Genomic DNA, 17426 nt, shown 5'->3' with positions numbered 1-17426 from the left:
ATTGGCAACGCGCGAACTTTTATCTCCAGCACAGCGACTACAATTTACTGAAATTCCCGATTCTATTACCACAAGAGATATAGCTCGCTACTATACTTTTAGTAATGACGAACTCAAAGTTATAAAAGAGCGTCGTAGACCACACAATCGTCTGGGTTTTGCCGTACAGTTGTGTTACCTACGCTTTCCCGGCCGTGTTTGGAGTCTAGGAGAAATAGTACCGGAATCTGTACTATTTTATATTGCATCTCAATTAAAACTTGACCCAGCAATAATAACAGAATATTCCCAAAGGGATACAACTCGACGTGAACATTTGGCAGAAATTCAAAATAATTTTGGATTTCGGACTTTTAATACATCTACATACAAGCAACTCTCGAAATGGTTATTACCATTTGCCATATCATCAGATAAAGGGATGGCGCTTGTGGGAGTATTAATTGATGAGATGCGCTTGCGCCAAATTATTATTCCAGCTATTTCTACGGTAGAACGTTTAGCCTGGGAAGTCAGAAATCGCGCTCAAAAATTAGTATGTCTTGAGTTAACTAAAAGTTTAACAACATTACAAAAGACAGCACTGGATAAGTTATTAGTTGTAGAGCCTGATAAAAAGCTGACTGATTTAATTTGGCTGCGTCAAGCACCGGGTCTAGCTAATCCGAGAAACTTTTTAAAGGTGGTGGAAAGACTAGAGTTTATTCGCCATCTCAATCTCGACTCTGGATGCTTGAAAACAGTACATCAAAATCGCCTGCTGCAATTTACCAGAACTGGTGCGAAGTCTACACCTGCTCACTTATCTAGGTTGGATGAATTGAGACGCTATGCTATTTTAGTTGCTTTTCTCATTGAATGGAGTGCTTCATTGGTCGATTATGCCATAGGTATGCACGATAAAATGATGGGTAAGTTATTTAATAAAAGTGAGCATCAACATGGCGATAAGTTTCAACGTGATGGCAAAGCAATTAATGAGAAAGTCCGATTGTATGCTCAAGTAGGTAAGGCATTAATTGCAGCTAGAGATGAGTCCAATGATGCCTATCAAGCAATTGAGTCTGTATTGGATTGGGAGAAATTTATCAGTAGTGTTGCCGAAGCTGAGAAGCTAGCAAGACCTGCAGATTTTGATTATCTTGAATTGCTTGATAACCGTTATTCACAGTTGCGACGTTATACACCCAAGTTGTTGGAGGTGTTTGAATTCAAAGCTACCAGAGCTAGTTTACCAGTGTTAAAAGCTTTGGAGATAATTAAAGAATTAAATATATCAGGTCGGAGAAATGTGCCGGAATCTGCGAACACTAGTTTCGTTAAACCTCGTTGGTCAAAACACGTATTTAAAGGCGATACTATTGAGCGTCACTACTATGAGATGTGTGCTTTAACTGAGTTACGCAGTGGTTTGCGTTCTGGAGATATTTGGGTAGCGGGGTCGAAACAGTTCCAAGATTTTGAGGATTATCTGTTAGCAGATAGCGCATGGCAGTCAATGCGTTCTTCTCTCACGATACCTGTGGCAGTAGCGACGGATTTTACTACCTATATTGAACAACGAACACTCGAATTATCTGAACAATTATCGCTGGTTTCTTCTTTAATGGCAGAGAAGAAACTGGTTGATGTCAGATTAGAAAACGAGCAGTTAATTATCACTCCTCTTACCAATGCTGTGCCGAATAATGTTGATGAATTTAGCAGAAAATTTCATAGTTTACTGCCAAGAATTAAGTTGACTGATTTGTTAGTAGAAGTTGATTGTTGGACGCAATTCACTAAACATTTTACGCATTTACATTTAGGAGAACAAGTATCCGATAAAGTTGTTTTGTTAAGTGCCTTGCTTGCTGATGGTATTAATTTAGGTTTAACGCGGATGGCTGACGCAATTCAAGGAATGTCCTTTGAGCGTTTAGCATGGGTGGCAGATTGGTATATTCGGGATGAAACTTATTCCAAGGCTTTAGCAGAGGTGGTAAATTTCCACACACAAGTGCCATTTGCTGCTTATTGGGGTGATGGGACAACATCTTCTTCTGATGGTCAACGGTTTAGAGCAGGCGGACATCGCAGTTTTAATGAAGAGATTAATGCCAAGTATGGTAAAGATAGAAGCGTGATTTTTTACACGCATATCTCTGACCAGTATGTCCCATTTCACGTTAAAGTAATTAACGCCACGATTAGGGATGCAACTCACGTTTTGGATGGTTTGTTGTATCACGAGAGTGATTTACAGATTCAGGAGCATTATACGGATACAAGCGGTTATACCGAGCATGTGTTTGCGATGTGCCATTTATTAGGGTTTAGATTTGCACCTCGAATGCGAGATTTACCTGATAAGAAATTGTATACTTTTGAACCTACTCCTGCTGATTCTGTTTTGGCACCCTTGTTAGGCGACAAGATTAATGTGAAATTGATTCAAGAGTCTTGGGATGAGATTCTACGCCTTGCTAGTTCAATTCGGACGGGTACGGTGACAGCTTCTTTGATGTTGAGGAAATTAGCTTCCTATCCTCGCCAGAATCGTTTAGCTTTAGCTTTACGGGAGTTGGGAAGGATTGAGCGGACTTTGTTTACTTTGGAATGGTTGCAGAGTCCAGAATTGCGGCGACGGGCGACTGCGGGCCTAAATAAAGGTGAGGCGAAACATACCCTGAAAAGAGCGGTGTTTTTTAATCGGCTGGGGGAAGTACGCGATCGCTCTTATGAAGACCAGTTTTATCGGGCTAGTGGGTTGAATTTGGTGATTGCTGCTATCGTCTTGTGGAATACGGTGTACTTAGAAAAAGCCGTTGATTATTTGAAGCAACAGGGGATGGATATTCCTAAAGAATATCTGCAACATTTATCGCCGTTGGGTTGGGAGCATATTAATCTTACGGGTGATTATGTCTGGAATTTGAAACAGGCGACCAGTTTTGACAAGTTGCGTCCTTTGCGAGTGAAGGAAAATAAGTATCGCTGAAACCCTTCTTAATCATACGTTTTAGCCTTAGCGTACAATTTTCCCGTTTTGGCACGGTGATGCCATCCCGCACGGGTGAGAGTAACCAAGTAGGGAACGTCTGGGAGACGGGGATGGTTGAAGGGGCGCGTCCCTCGGCGTAGTAAATCGATTTCAATCAAGTGGACATTGGCATTGTATAACGAGGAGCGTTTTTTACGGTAATCGGTCAAATTGGGTTCGCGTTTGTTTACGGGGGAGAGGATTTCGATACAGCTTACCAGTACGTTGTTGGCTGTATCCCGAATCTCAACGGTGGGGATGCGGACAACGACTGGTTGAATGACTGGAAGCGTTAGTGGTGCGGGGGTTGTTGCAATATTTGATGTGGGGGTAGGAGGAGTTACGTCGCGGCGTTGTCTTATCTGCAATACCTCGACATCTGGGTACAAAATACCAATTTCACTTGAAGGGGAAGTATCCTCTACGACATATACGAACAGCCGTGCGGCATATTTGGGACGCAGTTGTGGGGCGAGGAAAGCACGAAGTTTGCTGGAAAGCGCGTTATGCACGTCGGGCCACAGCCCTGCTTCGAGGTATGGGTCCATGCCGGGGAAGGGAGAGGGCATCGCAGCGACCAATGTATGTGAACCTACGCCTTTATTTTAGAGGCTTGTTATTGGAAATTTCTTCTCTATCAAATTTTAATGTGTCCCTTGAGTGATATACTATCGCCCTAAAAGTGCAGGTGTTTTGGAGCATCAATAATCGTTCTCTCGAATCAATGATTAAAGATGAGCTTTTTGAACCAATTCAATAAGTTTTTCAGTTGAAAATGCTCTCAAAAGCCTTTTCTATTTTTCACGATAAAGTTTGGGAGATTTTCACCGTATCAAAACAAGATTTCTTATCACAGATGAAAAATAACTAGAAAGATGCTTTAGTTTCTATTAAATGCTCAAGGACTTCTTCTAGACTGGGAAAACTCTTTAGTTGCTCGACTTGCTTTCTACCAACATTTGTATCCAAATCAGGCGTACCATAAGCTGCTTTCCAACCAGTCGTAAAACGCAGAATCGTTAAGTGTCCATCATGCTTAATTCGGGCATAGGTAATTGCTTGATTTAACAAAAATTGTAGTTGAGGATTATTGGCAGTGACAAATTCTTCTCTAGCTGTTCCGTAGTAGCAGTTAATTACAATCTGGTCATCGACAGATGGATTTTCAGCACAAACAAGATTATCTAGTTCGCAGCGTACCGCATCAACCTTCGCCCTTGCAGAATCTAATTGTTTACAAGTATTACTTGACTTGCCATAGGCATCTTGAAGTTGGAAATAAATATCAGCTAGTTCTTCCCTAAGAAGCTTCAATTTAAATCCCAACAACTGATGTTCTTCTAATGACAAACCTTTCTTTCTTCTTGGCATACAATATGGCATTACTTAAAAGAAGTCGTCCAGGCAACTCAAAGGCTTAGTTTAACTCGGCAGCCTGCATTGATCCAAGTGCAAGTTTATAGAACGCAGCTGTCAGGAGTCGGCACGCTCATCATACGCAGTCTCTAAGCTAAAGGGCAGACAACCTGGATTCGCAGCTGCCCACGCTTCGGCTTCTGCAACCAGCACTTTGTCCCCTGAATCGAGGTAAAATTGCATTTTGGCAGTCTGCTCCAGGCGTGAGCGTTCCTGACCACCGATAATTCGTCCCACAATCAGGCAGTATTGTCGCACCGTTGCCCTCGCACGAGATCCCGCCATTAGCCGCAGTTTCGTCACGCGCTTGAGTTGTTCGATGCTTGGGTCAGTATCGGCAGTTGCATCGCCTCCAGATGCGTCCTGCAAGCCGTTGTTGGTATTTTGGAGTGGCGGTTCTGGTGTCACTGTAGCAGGGGTCAAATCAGCCTCAGATACGCCTTGCAAGCCATTGTTGGCACGTGAGCGCGATGATTCTGCTCTCCCCACAGCAGGTGTCTCTTCACCCGACGATGCGCCCGGAAAGCCGTTATTGGCAATTTCCTGTGGTGGTTCTGGTACAACAACCCCACCAGGTGTCTCAACACAGGCAGATGCACCCTGCAAGCCGTTATTGGCAATTTCCTGTGGTGGTTCTGGCGCACCCGCAGCAGGTGTCGAAACTACGCCCAGCCCGTTATCCCCTGCAATTGATAATTTTTTCTTATCATTTTTTGGCGACGCGCCGGAGCTACAAGGGTATATAAAATCCTGATGAGAATTGAATTCATTTGATTGTAAAATATTTGTAGAAACTGAATTCTCTAATTGATTGCTGGGTTGATTGAAATTAATTTCAGCACTATTAGAAGAATTTATGATTTCAAGATTTTCCTCCGGCTGAGTTACACACTCGTCCTCCTGAGAAACCGATGTTTCTTCAAGAACCTCTGCTGACTCCAGCCCTTGAGGGGCTGTCGCAGCAGGAGGTAAACATAATACCTTCATATAGGGGGGAAATGTGTATCCTTCGATTTGGTAAGGGTTTTGAGCTTTTTGATTTTTTTCAGAGGTTTCAAAGTTGTCTAAACACCTGTATCCTTCGATTTGGCAGGTGTTTGAGCTATTTTCACCGTTAGAAGCCCAGGGGTCTTCTATGTAGGTTTTGGGATGCCACAAATGTAAATATTTGTGTAATGTCTGTAGGCTCAGAGATTTGCCAAACTGACGTTTGCACTCAGAACATATCTGTTTGGCACGTGCTTTCGCTCCTGGGGCTAACCCGGTTTCCCACTCTATGGCTTTTACTGCCCACTTGATGCGTCTTTGGGCTTGTTGGCTGCGCTGTTCACTCTGAGTAATGCGACGGTCAAAGGGGATTACGTTGTCTTTGAGTTTTTTAATTTTTCTACATAGAGCGATCGCCTCAGCAAAGGTGTTGGCGAATGTGCCCAGTAGACGGGCTGGATAACTGGCATAAGGGGTGTACCATTCGTTGCGAATTGTGCATTGAACCCATTGTCTTACTCTGGCTTCGATTTCATGTTGGTGGCGGCAATATTGTGTGTAACCAGGGGCGCTTATAGCGGTCTTTAAGGCGTATTGAATTAGGTTTTCGCCTTGTAAGTCCTTAAAGACGATTCCGTAGCCTACAAGGATTTGTAGAATGGTGTTGGTTTGTCCAAAACCTGTCCAACCTGTGGCGATAATTTCTTCCCAGTTGGCTCGCCATTCTTCTACGTTGGCAGAGGCTTTTTTGCGATACTGTTCTCGCTTGTGGCGCAATCTTGCTTTTTTGCAGGCATATTTAAGTTTTGTTAAATCTTGGCGAACTGCGGCGCGATCGCAATGGTCAAGGAAGATGCTTACATCATCGCTAATTGGTTGTAGGTCATAATCGAGCAAAAACGCACCGCTACCAGGTTGCATGGGACAGCGGATGGCGTTGTAGTTAATTATGCAATCTTCGCCCCAAGGTTTGACGTTGGGGAAGATTTCTAAATGCCCTTTGCGGATGATGAAGCCTGCATCTTTTAGGGTTTGTTCGATGGCACAGGCTAGGTTGAAGGTGGGCAGTGGGGAGGTAAAGGTTATTATTAGGTGGTAGCCACCACTAAAGCTGGATTGGATGGGGATGATATCGACTATGCCGATGTCTTCTAGGGCGGCTTTGATACGGTTTACGGATTCATTGCTGTGGTAGTCGCCCCCCTTGTCGAGGTCAATTATGGCGTAACGGGTGGTGGAACCGAAGCGGACACCAACTTGTTTTGTGGAGTTTTGGTGCAATCTCCAAAGGGTGGAGGCTTGCATATAATGTCCGGTGGTGCGCCAGCTTGGTTTTGCGCCTTCAACTGGTGTTGTGGCGATTATCGCACTCCAAGGATGCCAGAAGTATTTTACGTAGCGCTTGCCCACTGGTGAGGCTGGCTGGTGGGGTTTGAGTTTTTTTGCAGGAAAGTGCGGATTTTTTGAAGGAGCGAAATCGTCTGAATTTTCTGGTGAAAACATAACTGACTACCTCGATACACCAAAAAAGGTCATCGGGTAGCCGCTAGTTGGTTTGGCTAGAAAGAGACTTATAACCTAGAATGAAATCAAATTGAATAAAACTAGGAAAACTAGTAGGTTGGATAGCTCCTCTAGCGTGCTGAGGCGACTGGTAATCGCTTCGCAGGGGTTTTCATTCTGGGCTTTTACAGTCTTAGTTCACTGAAACCAAGCACCTAGCGGACTACCCAGCTTTTTTTTTGCAATTGACATAACTTTTGATTAAGTTTATCCAGCAGTTTAATTTTTAGAGCCATACACAGAATTCCTCGGTAAATACAGTCATGCACCTTGTGACCATCTGACGCTGCAACCAACGTCGCGTTTAGGCAGAACATTTGACAAGTACGCCAAGAAGCGTGATTTGCCCCCGGAGGCAGACAGTCGCAAAAGTACTATTGCCATATCATGCCATATCTGTAAAAACGGTTCAGAAACTGCTGATTTCAGCACTTTAAGTTGTTCTAAAAAATAAAAACTCCCATATATCAATGGTTTTACAAATTTTTCGTTGCTCGATACTAGAGTTTTCGTTGCTCGATACTAGAGTTTTCGTTACCCGATACTAGAGTTTTTGTTCTAAAGCTCAAACCCATACAGGCTAAGGACTTGAAGGCTATTTTTTCAAGAAATTGTTCTAGAACAAAAATTAAAATTAAGAGAACGGGCACAGGAGGGTGAAGAGAGGTTATCAGCTTGTACTTGATAAGCATTAATACTTAAATTTCGATATCTAAAAGCTCTAGCAGATGGGCAGCAAGTTGTGGAGTAATAGTGCGTTTGCCCAGTTCAATCAAAGATACAAGCTTTTGAGAGACACCCAAGGAACCAGCTAGTTTAGCCTGCGACCATCCTTTGGCAGTACGTGCTTCTCTAACTTGATTACCAGTCAAACTAATATTTTGTAGCGATATTTCCTTGGTTTTAAACTGTAATCGTTTTACTTTTGATTCAGTTTCGGATGCTACGAGATCGAAAATAGGGTATGGAGGTTTGATTGTAAGTTCAGCATTCAGAAATTTGTTAAAGTAGCCTCTAGGCTTTTCTTCCTCCCAGCCTGGTCTTAGCCATTCTGGATATGTTTCAGGGTCATAATCAATCTGCAATTTTAGCTTTTCTACCAATATCTTTAAAGCAGTATCCCAACGTTCCTTCAGTTTAAAAGCCTTATTACGGTTATTTTGAGCTTCGATAATCGCTTTTTTAGGCAATGCTATTTCTAATAATTCTTCTACTTTGTAAGCTCTATCTAGGCGGTCTCGACTTTCTAATGTCGCATAGATAGCTAGTCTTAATGCAAGTTCTTCATGATAGGGGTCGATTGTCAAAAGTTGTTGAGCTAAATAGCCAAACTGATATAAAGCTTCCCGCGATTCTGCTCCAGCTCTATTGAGAAAGTATCGAGTCCAAGTACCAGGTTGAATAATTAGTTTAACTTCGTCAGGTTCTTCTATCTTTCCAGATGAACTCATTTGACCATATGGAACAATTGTAATATTCCACATCCGCCCTACAGGAGTGCTGGCATTTATACCACCTTTTTTATTTATACCTTCTACCCATACAGCTTTCACTAATAAACAATCCAAGGCAAATGCAGTTTTGGCAATTTCTAACAGTTTTTGATGTTTTGGTAAATCAGTTCGTTTATCCCAACCAATTTCCTTTATTAAATAACTACCATCTATAATAAATATACTCTCCCAAGGTCTTTCTTGATTCATAGCATGAGCAGCAAAAATCAAGTGTAATTTGGCAGTTGTAAAACCAAACTTATCAATAATTTGTTGAGCTTCATCCCAAGGAAGTAGAGTAATATCGCCTGAGTTGTGATGTAATGCTCAATATAATTTTTTGGGTTACGTTTATCGGAGTGCTTTGAAACTGCTATACCGTCTTCATTTGGTTGCCATGTCTCTTCTTTTTTGATTTGACACTGCACACTATAAAGCATCGCTGGTACTGTAGGAACAGGCTCAAATACTTGTGATTGAAATAGCTGGCTTTGTCGTTTCTCTAAATAAGCTTTTATTGTTTTACTATTGTTAATTATTTTATCAAGGGCTTGCTGTTTTTCTTGAAGAGAGAATAGCTCAGATTTTTTAGACTTTATACTTGCTATAGCAAGCATGCTGTAGAACACTTTATTAAATTCATTTTCAAAAAAACCTTGAATATAATTTTCTGTAGATAAAGATGTATTGGGAAAAACTAAACCTTCAGTCAAATCAATAGACTCATTATTTTCGATAAAATATTGTGCTGCTTTTCCAAGTACAGGCAAAATATAATTTATAAATTTCTCCGTATCATCATAATCTATAGAAGCAATAATTTTGGCAATATCTTCATTCATAGCATTAGTGCATTTTTTGCGCCTCTAGTTAGTAGAAATGAAAATAGCTATAGCAAAAATTGGTAGCCAAGCACAAAACTGCGCTTGTTGCTTATTACTACTGACCACCTCCTTGTTTTGATTATTAATACGAATTATCCACATGAGTTGTAGATCACTCTGTTAATCATGTATCTTTCTTAACCCCTTGATTTTCAGTAGGGGAAAAATGATTATCGGCTTGAGCAAGCCATAGTGCGATCGCCTGCTCAAGTCCATCACTATGACTTACCCCCCTACGAGTACAGGCAATTTTAAAGTCTTTAGCCATTTCACTGGGGATATGTCCACTTATTTGGGAATAATTCGGATCGTCTCGCTTAGAAACCACTATTAGTCCATCATCCAACACACTTTTACCTCCATATTCCCACACGACTGAAAGAATCTTAATATTCGTGCATACACGAATTCGTGTATGCGTGTATGATAGAAACTATCCTATCATCAACACACGAAAACTACCCAAAATCCTTACCCTGTGTAAAGCACAGCCTATTTTGGGAGAAATTCGTATTGCCTAAAAGCCTATGAGCGAAAACCTCGCTCATAGCGAACCCCAAACCCCAAAACCGCAAAGAAACCAAGCCTTCAGTTAGAAGTCGGAAATCAAGGCTCTTGACGTTTGTCCTACTTATGGAAAGAGATTTGCTACTTTCTTGTACGCAACGCCGTTTTTCATAGCTCGCTGCGGACAGTATTTTCAACGCCTGAGGACGATGCACGCGCGTTGCTCCCGGCGAGGGCGTCAATTAGAGGAGGTGCAACCACGAAAATTCTTTAAGCAAGCGCTATTGATGCTCAGTTTATGGGGGTGAGAAGGCAACGGTGCATCGCTACCCCAAGCGTGGCAGTAAATTCCAAAATCCTTATGGTGAAAACAGTTGCAGTTTTTGCAGTGCTTGCATCTTGCAGTTAATACCCCAATTTCAGCTTCCCTAACTGTCATCTCTATGCACCGTTGCACGGTTGCCAAATTTCTTTCAAAGCCACAAATATTAATTTTTCGTTGGTTGGGTTGCAGTGCAAAACAATAGTGTGCGTAGTAACGGCAGTGCAGTTGGTTGTCAGTAACTATCAATAAATATGAAAAACAACCATGCTAAAAAATACTTTGAGGTTCACTATGAATCTGAAATTAGTGATAGAGCTTGGTACAGACTTAAGCGTGCTTTACGCGAATCAGGACTGGAGATTAACAGAGATAATCTTCAATTAATTGCTGATTTAAAAAGGAGAATATCATACACAAAACTGTCTTTAAAACAGCTTATTTATTGCCACCAGCAAGCACTTCAGATAGCCGCCCAAAGAGTAGTAGTTAAGGGTGATGTAGTCTACAGAGAACTTCAGAAACTTAGCAGAAATAAGGCACACCGTACAACTATTCTCAGATGGTTTCAATCAGTTCCCCAGAAAGAAGGGAAATATTTTGATAAAAACAGGGACTATAAGGCGGAGGAATTAGTACCAGTATTTGCTGCTGCTTGTCTGTACGTTCAAAAGAAACTCTCACGAAAAATATCTAAATCGGGCGTAGGAGGAAACAAGAATGATTTCACGTAACTATATAGAAAACATTCGTAAATCTGTCAAACAAGAAGGTGACTATAAACCTACCGCAGAACAAATTAGAGCAGCAATTTTGAAAGTATGTCCTGACTGTAAAGATATACTTCAGCACAAATTGGAAATTGTGCAGGAAGTCATCAAAATGCAAGGTACTAGTAATGAAATAGTTCCTCTAAATACGGAAGAAACTATTGTGACTACCCCTGAAACACAAATACAAACTATGACCGACAAACAAAATCAAATTCAGCCTGCGTCAGAAGAATCACAAGCTGACTCAGATGGCATTACTGTTATTACTAACAATTCTACTCCTGAAACAACACCACCAGTTAACCAACCAGTAGAAAAAGAAGACTACCTCGCACTACTTGATGAATCCCACAAAACTACCACAATTACCACTACACAAAAAGGAGAGATTGTTCAAAAAGCATTCTCCCAACTGGGATTTACAGCCACAGAATCAGAAGTTTTTGAAATTGTCAAAGCATTTGAAACCACCACTATAGCCGAGGAGGAATTTTTCGCCTTGGTGCTACCAAGAGTGAAGGAGTGGATTAAAAGGAAAACAGAAGAGAGGGTGCAGAAGTATGAAAGTGCCTATCAGGAAATTGCAAGTGACGTATGTGAATCTCTCCAAGAGATTGTGGAAGCTAAAGAGAAGTTTGAAACCAATTTATTTACATTTAGACAGACTTTGGAGTCAGTTACAGACAACTTTCGAGACGATTCCAGAAAGAGTGTCCGCAATATCCAAGAGTTCTTTGCAGCAAGGTAACAAACTAATCGGTTGGTTATCCAATCTAGACAAGCAGCAAATAGTGAATGGTTTGATTTATGGACTTATCGCATTTCCACTAATATTCTTCGTCTTGATATTCTCAACCCATGCAACAAGAAGAGAAGAACCAGTTCAGAGAATTTCCCCAAGTGAAGGTCAAATTATTCAAATCAGGGGAACTCAACTTTGAAGGGGAATTAAATTCAGAAAGTCAAAAACTACTAGAGCAATGCTTACAGCAAGCAGAATATTATCGTCAAAAATCATCTGAAAGCGAAACCAAAGGATTAGATTTTAAACACCAAGTTGATTCAGTAGTAATAGTATTTTTCGCTTGCTTATTAGCTCTAGTTAGTTTTGGTAGCTATATCGTAGTTTCACACGTTACAAATTGGTTTAGAGAGGTAACAACAGATGTTCGGAGATAACCCACTGGGAGTTAATAACACTTCGGGAGTAACAGACCAAAACTCTGTGTTGAAATCTGGCTATGACCCTACTGTAGTAAAGGGTGCAGCAGGTCTAAGAAAAGATTTTGTAGAAGCATTGGAACTCAACCCAACAGAAGTTACAGAAGAGAAAATACTAGCAGCAGCTAAAAAAGGAGGAGATTTAAAAGGACTAAACGAAATGGTTAAACGCTGGTCAAAAGAAAAACTAAATGTGGGGCGACAAGCACTTAATGTTTACGGAACTGTCTTAAGCCACGCTAATCAATCTGCTGGATTAGAACTCCAGTGGGAACGAACCACACAGCGAAATTTAGAATCACTATCAACCAAACTTCTAGATATGGGAATTGTCCAAAACCAACACCAAGGGTTTGCAACTTATTGCAACCAAGCTGATAAACTGCTCAAATTCTAAATCCAACGACATAAGGGATAAGGAAGACGTTTTTTGGAATCTTCCCTCCTTCCTTCTTCCCTCTTACCCGTATTAATGATGATTTATAACCTCTCAATTAAATATACAGTTTACTGTGGTTTAAGTTTTCTAAGCTGTATTGCAGCCGTCTTTCCAATTACCCGTGTTGGGATCTACCTTATTCTTGCAGGTTGGACGGCTTGGCTAATAGCAGACACCGGGATCAATTACGCAAGAATCGAGAAAGAAAGATTGGAGAGAGATAAGAAAGCTTTATTGTGGGCTGTTCTTTGGAACTTACCACACTTTCTCCTCACCCTGATGGCAATAACAGTTGGATGTTATTTGGGTAATAGCTAATGCTGGGCATCAAATTATTCGACTCAGAAATATCTGAACTACAACGAGAGGTATGGCAGAAAAGATTAATGCAACTGGGGATAAGTCTAACTGCAATTACCCTACCTCTAACAGCAGTAGTTGTCCCCAACCAAGCAGTTGAGTTAAAACTGTGGCAGTTAGGATTAGGAACCTTATTTGGTGGGGCATCTGCGTATATAGCAAAACAAAGAGAAGATTTAGAAAATCGTTACCAAAGTTTTCTAAACTTAAGAAGGGAAGCAACCAAACAGAAGATTAAAAACGAGTTTGGTTTTGGTTTAGCAGTCCAACAAATACAAGCTGAATTAAAACTAGCTTCGGTGGTTTCAAGTCTTGACAGTAACGCACAACTTAGATACTTAAACCACTTCCAACTACACGGATTGCTAAATCCAAATCTACAAGACTCACCCCAATATCTAACCCTGGAAGGAACACCACAAGTTGAAAAATTAGAACCTCCAAAACTCACAAGCGATATCCAATGGTTAATAGAATTAGTTTCCGAACTCGTACTCAAACCACTTGATAAACGTAAGCATCATAATTTTATCATTCACGGTGGCTCGCAATCAGGTAAGAGTACCCTTGTAAGTGCAATAATCCTGCTAGCAGCCCACCTCCTGGGGCAGACAGGAATAAAAGTAAAAATCAACCTAATTGACCCCAAATATCCCGAATCCAACTGGGCTTTTGAGCCAAATTACAAAGATTACTCAGAAGTCCTACCAGGGTTACAAGCCAGCTTCCAAGAACTAGAGAAGATAAGAGGTGAAGCCAAAAAGCTAGGTAAAAGTGTTAGTAACAAGTATGGATTCACGTTCACCATTGTTGACGAGCAGGATAATATTTACGGTAATGGTGAGGGATATCCTGGGAAAATCTCTAAACCAGAAGTAGACCAAATTTTGAATCTAGAGTCAGCACTAATTAAAGAAGGTGCTGCTTACAATTTTTGTACTATAGTAATTGGTCAATCGCCCCTAAATCAAGATACTGGTTTCAATCGCCAAATCTATAAAAATGCGACTCATATTGTACTGGGAGACGCAGCGTTAAGTTGGATTAAAGATAATTCTTTTCCGTACAAAAAGTTTGCGGATGAACTAGAAACATTATGCTATAGGCACCTCAATAATGGGGAAAGGTTCGCGTTAGTAATTCCAAAAGGAGGACTCCCCTATATTACTGGGTTATCCCAAGAGATTAAAAAGCTAGTGGTTCAAGGATTTAACCAAACAATTGAAGTTGAAGCAACTACAGAAAACCAAAATTCTGAACAAGAAGACCAACCAACAGACCAGGTAATCGAGCAAGAACCACAAGAAGAAAGACAACCCAGTCAACAACCACCATTCAATCCAGTAGAAAAAATTAGGGAATGGTGCTTACTGTGTCGAGAAAGGTTTGGAAGTTTCCCAAACAGTGAAGAAATAGCAGAAGCTTGGAGGAGATTAACTGGACAACAACTAACACCAGAAGGTTTACAAGTATTAATAGAAAAACTGAATTTCAATTTAGAAGATTAAGGAGGAAGTTAGTACAGATAAAGACCAATAATTATCTCCCATTGATATGCTCAAAAAACGTCGCTACCATTACCCCTTGTAAGTAGACGACCAGCCAAACAACTTACGTAACCGTTGGGAGGGATTGAATTTGAAAACCCAACTTTCTCGTTCTACTCTTACGTAAAAAGTTCCAAAGTTCCGTAAGGAAACACTGTCTCCAAGTTTTAGCGATTCATAAATTTCTTCAAGCGTTGCATCGATGACTTCTTCCACCGTACCAGTTCCTTTGGTCAACCGTTGGGACACACGGCGTACCAGTTCCTTCTTGTCGATAGACATCTTTACACTAATTCACTCTTTACAATCACCAATAACGCTGATTAGATATTACAGCATAAGAACAAATTATAATTATTACGGTTGTAAAAAAAGATAAAATATTATTAATTATTTCAAATCAATTCCCAATAAATCAAATTGAATGACTCGATTTCTTCATGACCAATTCGCCAAGGACTATCTTGAAGAATTACTAAAACCTTATGGACAGGTACAAGCACCCAGTCGTGTAGCAGGAGAAGTGCGAGAAATTGATGTTTTATTTTCTCGACTCTGCACAACAAACTACCAATTTAGCAACCCACCGGTTTATTAGGAAAGTTTGCGACCAATCCTGCTATCTTTGAGCCATTCCGCAATGCGGCATCTAAAGAAGAAATTTGTGATTGTCTGTTGAAATTATTAGAAGTTAGGGGTGCATTACAACGAGAAGCTAATAAAAATAAAACCCCCATTCAAGAATTAGAAATTCCCAAATTATGGATTCTCACCCCAACAGCATCCGCGACGCTGCTGTCAGGATTTCGTGCAGTTCAAGGTGAAGATTGGTTGCCTGGAGTACATTTCATGGCAGAGTATTTACGGACAGCCATTGTAGCCATCCATCAGTTACCACAAACCCTAGAAACACTATGGCTGAGAATCCTGGGTAGAGGAAGGGTACAAGAGCAGGCAATTAATGAGTTAAAAGCACTACCATCAAATCATCCATTCCAGAAAGCGACGCTAGAATTAGTTTACAACTTGGGCCAGAACTTGAGAGTCAATCAAAATTTAGAAGAAGATGATAGGGAGTTAATTATGCGGCTAGAACCACTGTATCAACAAGACCGGGAACAAGCCAAACAAGAAGGGATTCAACAAGGTGAACGTCTTGTAGTGGAAAACTTATTACAAGTTCGCTTTGGTTCATTAGATAAAGAATTAAGCGCAATTATTGAACCAGTATTAGCATTATCACCTGAAGAATTTACCCCATTACTCATGCAGTTGTCACGGGAGGAATTGATTGCTAGGTTTGGTAGGCAATCTTGATATTTTCTTTGTCAGTTACATCCCATTATCAATTTCTAAAAGCTTTACGTAGAGTAACGCCACACACTTAAACCAGCAGCATTTAAAATAAAATACCTGGTTGATAAATTTCAACCAGATATTACATCATGTCACACTTTTAGTTGAATACCTGTTTACTGATATAAACTTTATGCCGCAGCTTCCCCAAGGTTAATTTTGACGACTTTATTTTTTTCTTGCTCGGTTTTTGGCAGGGTCAAATTCAAAATACCGTCTTTATATTCAGCTTTAACATTGGTATTTTGAATTCGAGATCTTAGAGGAATGACTCGTTGGAACTTGCCGTAGTAGAATTCACTTCTTGTTCTGCCATTCTCGTCAGTTTTGGTTTCTGATTTACGCTCGGCAACCACCTTAACTGCATTCTCGGTGACTGAGATATCTACATCTTTAGCATCAACTCCAGGAAGTTCGAGTTTTAGATGTACTGCGTCTTCTGTTTCGTGCAGTTCGGCGGCTGGAGCTTTGGTAAAGGTTGGTGCTTGGAAATCTTCAAAACGGGCATCGATTTGACGTTGCAGTGCGTTCAATTCTTGCCAGGGGTTGTAACGTACTAATACCATAACTCGCTCTCAGATTCGTAATTGTTTCTTTATTGACTTCAGGATTTATCAAGCAGCTTTGATTCTTATAGTAGTGATGATTTTCATGGCTGAAAATACGGTTAATAGCACCTGATAAATTGATGATTACCGCACAATAATTAGGGCATAATCAAAGGTGGTATAATCATGTATTTATTAGTACGGTAAACCCAACAATTAGGGAATATAAGCGAATAGAGAAATCACCACATCAAGCTGACAAATAAAGCTGACAAGGAAGGTAGTCAAGTCCAAAAAGAACACGAATGTAAAACCAATCGCTGTCAACCGATTACCTGCATGTAACGGTGCAGATATATACTGTTGAAGTCAAACCACTCAACCCATTGGCACAATGCCAATTCACCGCGAACGCTACCCCAAGGACTGGAACGCCATCGCCCACAGCGTCAAAAGCGCCGCTGGGTGGAAATGTCAGCACTGCGGTAAGGTATGCCTGCGTCCAGGAGAAAAACCAAAAACCACGAACCGAAGCGAATGGACGCACATGGTCTTAACCGTCCATCATGCAGACTTTACGCCGGAGAATAATAACCAGGAGAATTTGATACCGCTGTGCGCGCCGTGCCACCTTGCCCTGCACGCACGCACTAAACGGTCGAACACGTCGCCTGGGCAACTCTCGCTGTGGTGACAATTCAGCCACAGATATAGCTTTGGGACGAGTGCCCGCCCTTTGGGCGATGGCACAATCTCGAAAAAGTTTGAGAAACAAGCGGAAGTGCAAAATTCCGATCTTAGCAGCCGTCGCTCCCAGTCACCGTTTTGGCACGGTCAAAAAGCCTTGCTGCACTAATCGTGGACTTCTTGTTGGGTAAATTTGTGGACCAGAGTGCAATTTTGTCCAGACGGAATGAAACGGTTGCGACGAAATTGAAGTGTCATCGCAGCGCTTATTTGCGTGGTGGGATTGATTTTAAAGAAAAAT

Annotated in this window: 19 protein-coding genes; 10 read left to right on the top strand and 9 right to left on the bottom strand. The window is 41.1% G+C overall.

The window, feature by feature from the left end; translation table 11 throughout:
- Position 1: 1 nt before the first annotated feature.
- A complete protein-coding gene (locus V5G28_RS16790) occupies positions 2–2980 on the top strand; it encodes a Tn3 family transposase (RefSeq protein WP_336230974.1) in 2979 nt (992 codons plus the stop codon).
- Positions 2981–2988: 8 nt separating this feature from the next.
- On the opposite strand, the gene V5G28_RS16785 is transcribed toward V5G28_RS16790, so the two are convergent.
- The 6 genes from V5G28_RS16785 to V5G28_RS16760 form a co-directional block, all read right to left on the bottom strand.
- Positions 2989–3591: a DUF4058 family protein gene (locus V5G28_RS16785; protein WP_336230973.1), complete on the bottom strand. Its 603-nt coding sequence runs from the start codon at positions 3589–3591 to the stop codon at positions 2989–2991.
- A gap of 298 nt (positions 3592–3889) precedes the next feature.
- Positions 3890–4393, bottom strand: a complete 504-nt coding sequence (locus tag V5G28_RS16780) for a hypothetical protein (protein ID WP_041032066.1) — start codon at positions 4391–4393, stop codon at positions 3890–3892.
- 102 nt (positions 4394–4495) lie between these two features.
- Positions 4496–6928, bottom strand: coding sequence for a hypothetical protein (locus tag V5G28_RS16775; RefSeq protein ID WP_336230971.1), 2433 nt, complete (start codon positions 6926–6928; stop codon positions 4496–4498).
- Positions 6929–7686: 758 nt separating this feature from the next.
- Entirely contained in the window at positions 7687–8712 is a 1026-nt protein-coding gene (locus V5G28_RS16770) for a helix-turn-helix domain-containing protein (protein ID WP_336230969.1), read from the bottom strand.
- Positions 8709–9323: a hypothetical protein gene (locus V5G28_RS16765; RefSeq protein WP_336230967.1), complete on the bottom strand. Its 615-nt coding sequence runs from the start codon at positions 9321–9323 to the stop codon at positions 8709–8711. The genes V5G28_RS16770 and V5G28_RS16765 overlap by 4 nt, the downstream gene beginning before the upstream one ends.
- A gap of 166 nt (positions 9324–9489) precedes the next feature.
- Positions 9490–9693 carry a hypothetical protein gene (locus V5G28_RS16760; protein ID WP_336230966.1) on the bottom strand — a complete coding sequence of 68 codons (204 nt, stop codon included), beginning with the start codon at positions 9691–9693 and terminating at the stop codon, positions 9490–9492.
- Between the two features lie 755 nt (positions 9694–10448).
- On the opposite strand from V5G28_RS16760, the gene V5G28_RS16755 reads away from it, so the two are divergent.
- The 6 genes from V5G28_RS16755 (at position 10449) to V5G28_RS16730 (ending at position 14495) form a co-directional block, all read left to right on the top strand.
- Positions 10449–10928, top strand: coding sequence for a hypothetical protein (locus V5G28_RS16755; RefSeq protein WP_336230964.1), 480 nt, complete (start codon positions 10449–10451; stop codon positions 10926–10928).
- Complete coding sequence (locus V5G28_RS16750; RefSeq protein WP_336230962.1) at positions 10915–11715, top strand: hypothetical protein; 801 nt, start codon at positions 10915–10917, stop codon at positions 11713–11715. Before V5G28_RS16755 ends, V5G28_RS16750 begins: the two co-directional genes overlap by 14 nt.
- 110 nt (positions 11716–11825) lie before the next feature.
- Positions 11826–12146, top strand: a complete 321-nt coding sequence (locus V5G28_RS16745; RefSeq protein WP_336230961.1) for a hypothetical protein — start codon at positions 11826–11828, stop codon at positions 12144–12146.
- The gene (locus tag V5G28_RS16740) at positions 12133–12585 is read left to right on the top strand and encodes a hypothetical protein (RefSeq protein WP_336230960.1); all 453 of its coding nucleotides are present in this window, start codon (positions 12133–12135) and stop codon (positions 12583–12585) included. Before V5G28_RS16745 ends, V5G28_RS16740 begins: the two co-directional genes overlap by 14 nt.
- Before the next feature lie 33 nt (positions 12586–12618).
- Complete coding sequence (locus V5G28_RS16735) at positions 12619–12945, top strand: hypothetical protein (protein ID WP_336230959.1); 327 nt, start codon at positions 12619–12621, stop codon at positions 12943–12945.
- Positions 12945–14495: an ATP-binding protein gene (locus V5G28_RS16730; protein ID WP_336230957.1), complete on the top strand. Its 1551-nt coding sequence runs from the start codon at positions 12945–12947 to the stop codon at positions 14493–14495. Before V5G28_RS16735 ends, V5G28_RS16730 begins: the two co-directional genes overlap by 1 nt.
- A 69-nt stretch (positions 14496–14564) precedes the next feature.
- Here the strand turns inward: V5G28_RS16730 and V5G28_RS16725 are convergent, their stop codons facing one another.
- On the bottom strand, positions 14565–14816 hold the full coding sequence (locus V5G28_RS16725) for an HU family DNA-binding protein (RefSeq protein WP_336230955.1): 252 nt from the start codon (positions 14814–14816) through the stop codon (positions 14565–14567).
- Positions 14817–14958: 142 nt separating this feature from the next.
- On the opposite strand from V5G28_RS16725, the gene V5G28_RS36745 reads away from it, so the two are divergent.
- Positions 14959–15132: a hypothetical protein gene (locus tag V5G28_RS36745; protein ID WP_442994271.1), complete on the top strand. Its 174-nt coding sequence runs from the start codon at positions 14959–14961 to the stop codon at positions 15130–15132.
- Between the two features lie 77 nt (positions 15133–15209).
- Entirely contained in the window at positions 15210–15851 is a 642-nt protein-coding gene (locus V5G28_RS16720) for a hypothetical protein (RefSeq protein WP_442994270.1), read from the top strand.
- Between the two features lie 170 nt (positions 15852–16021).
- Here V5G28_RS16720 and V5G28_RS16715 read toward each other — a convergent pair whose 3' ends face one another.
- Complete coding sequence (locus V5G28_RS16715) at positions 16022–16456, bottom strand: Hsp20/alpha crystallin family protein (RefSeq protein ID WP_336230954.1); 435 nt, start codon at positions 16454–16456, stop codon at positions 16022–16024.
- Between the two features lie 329 nt (positions 16457–16785).
- Here V5G28_RS16715 and V5G28_RS16710 point away from each other — a divergent pair, with 329 nt between their 5' ends.
- Complete coding sequence (locus V5G28_RS16710) at positions 16786–16995, top strand: hypothetical protein (RefSeq protein ID WP_336230953.1); 210 nt, start codon at positions 16786–16788, stop codon at positions 16993–16995.
- Here V5G28_RS16710 and V5G28_RS16705 read toward each other — a convergent pair.
- On the bottom strand, positions 16992–17213 hold the full coding sequence (locus V5G28_RS16705; protein ID WP_336230951.1) for a hypothetical protein: 222 nt from the start codon (positions 17211–17213) through the stop codon (positions 16992–16994). The genes V5G28_RS16710 and V5G28_RS16705 overlap by 4 nt on opposite strands.
- Positions 17214–17426: the final 213 nt, after the last annotated feature.

This window comes from Scytonema sp. PRP1 (assembly GCF_036697665.2).
Classification (GTDB): Bacteria; Cyanobacteriota; Cyanobacteriia; order Cyanobacteriales; family Nostocaceae; genus Kalymmatonema; species Kalymmatonema gypsitolerans.
Note: the sequence above shows the minus strand (reverse complement) of the source record. Positions and strands in the feature narration are given on the sequence as shown.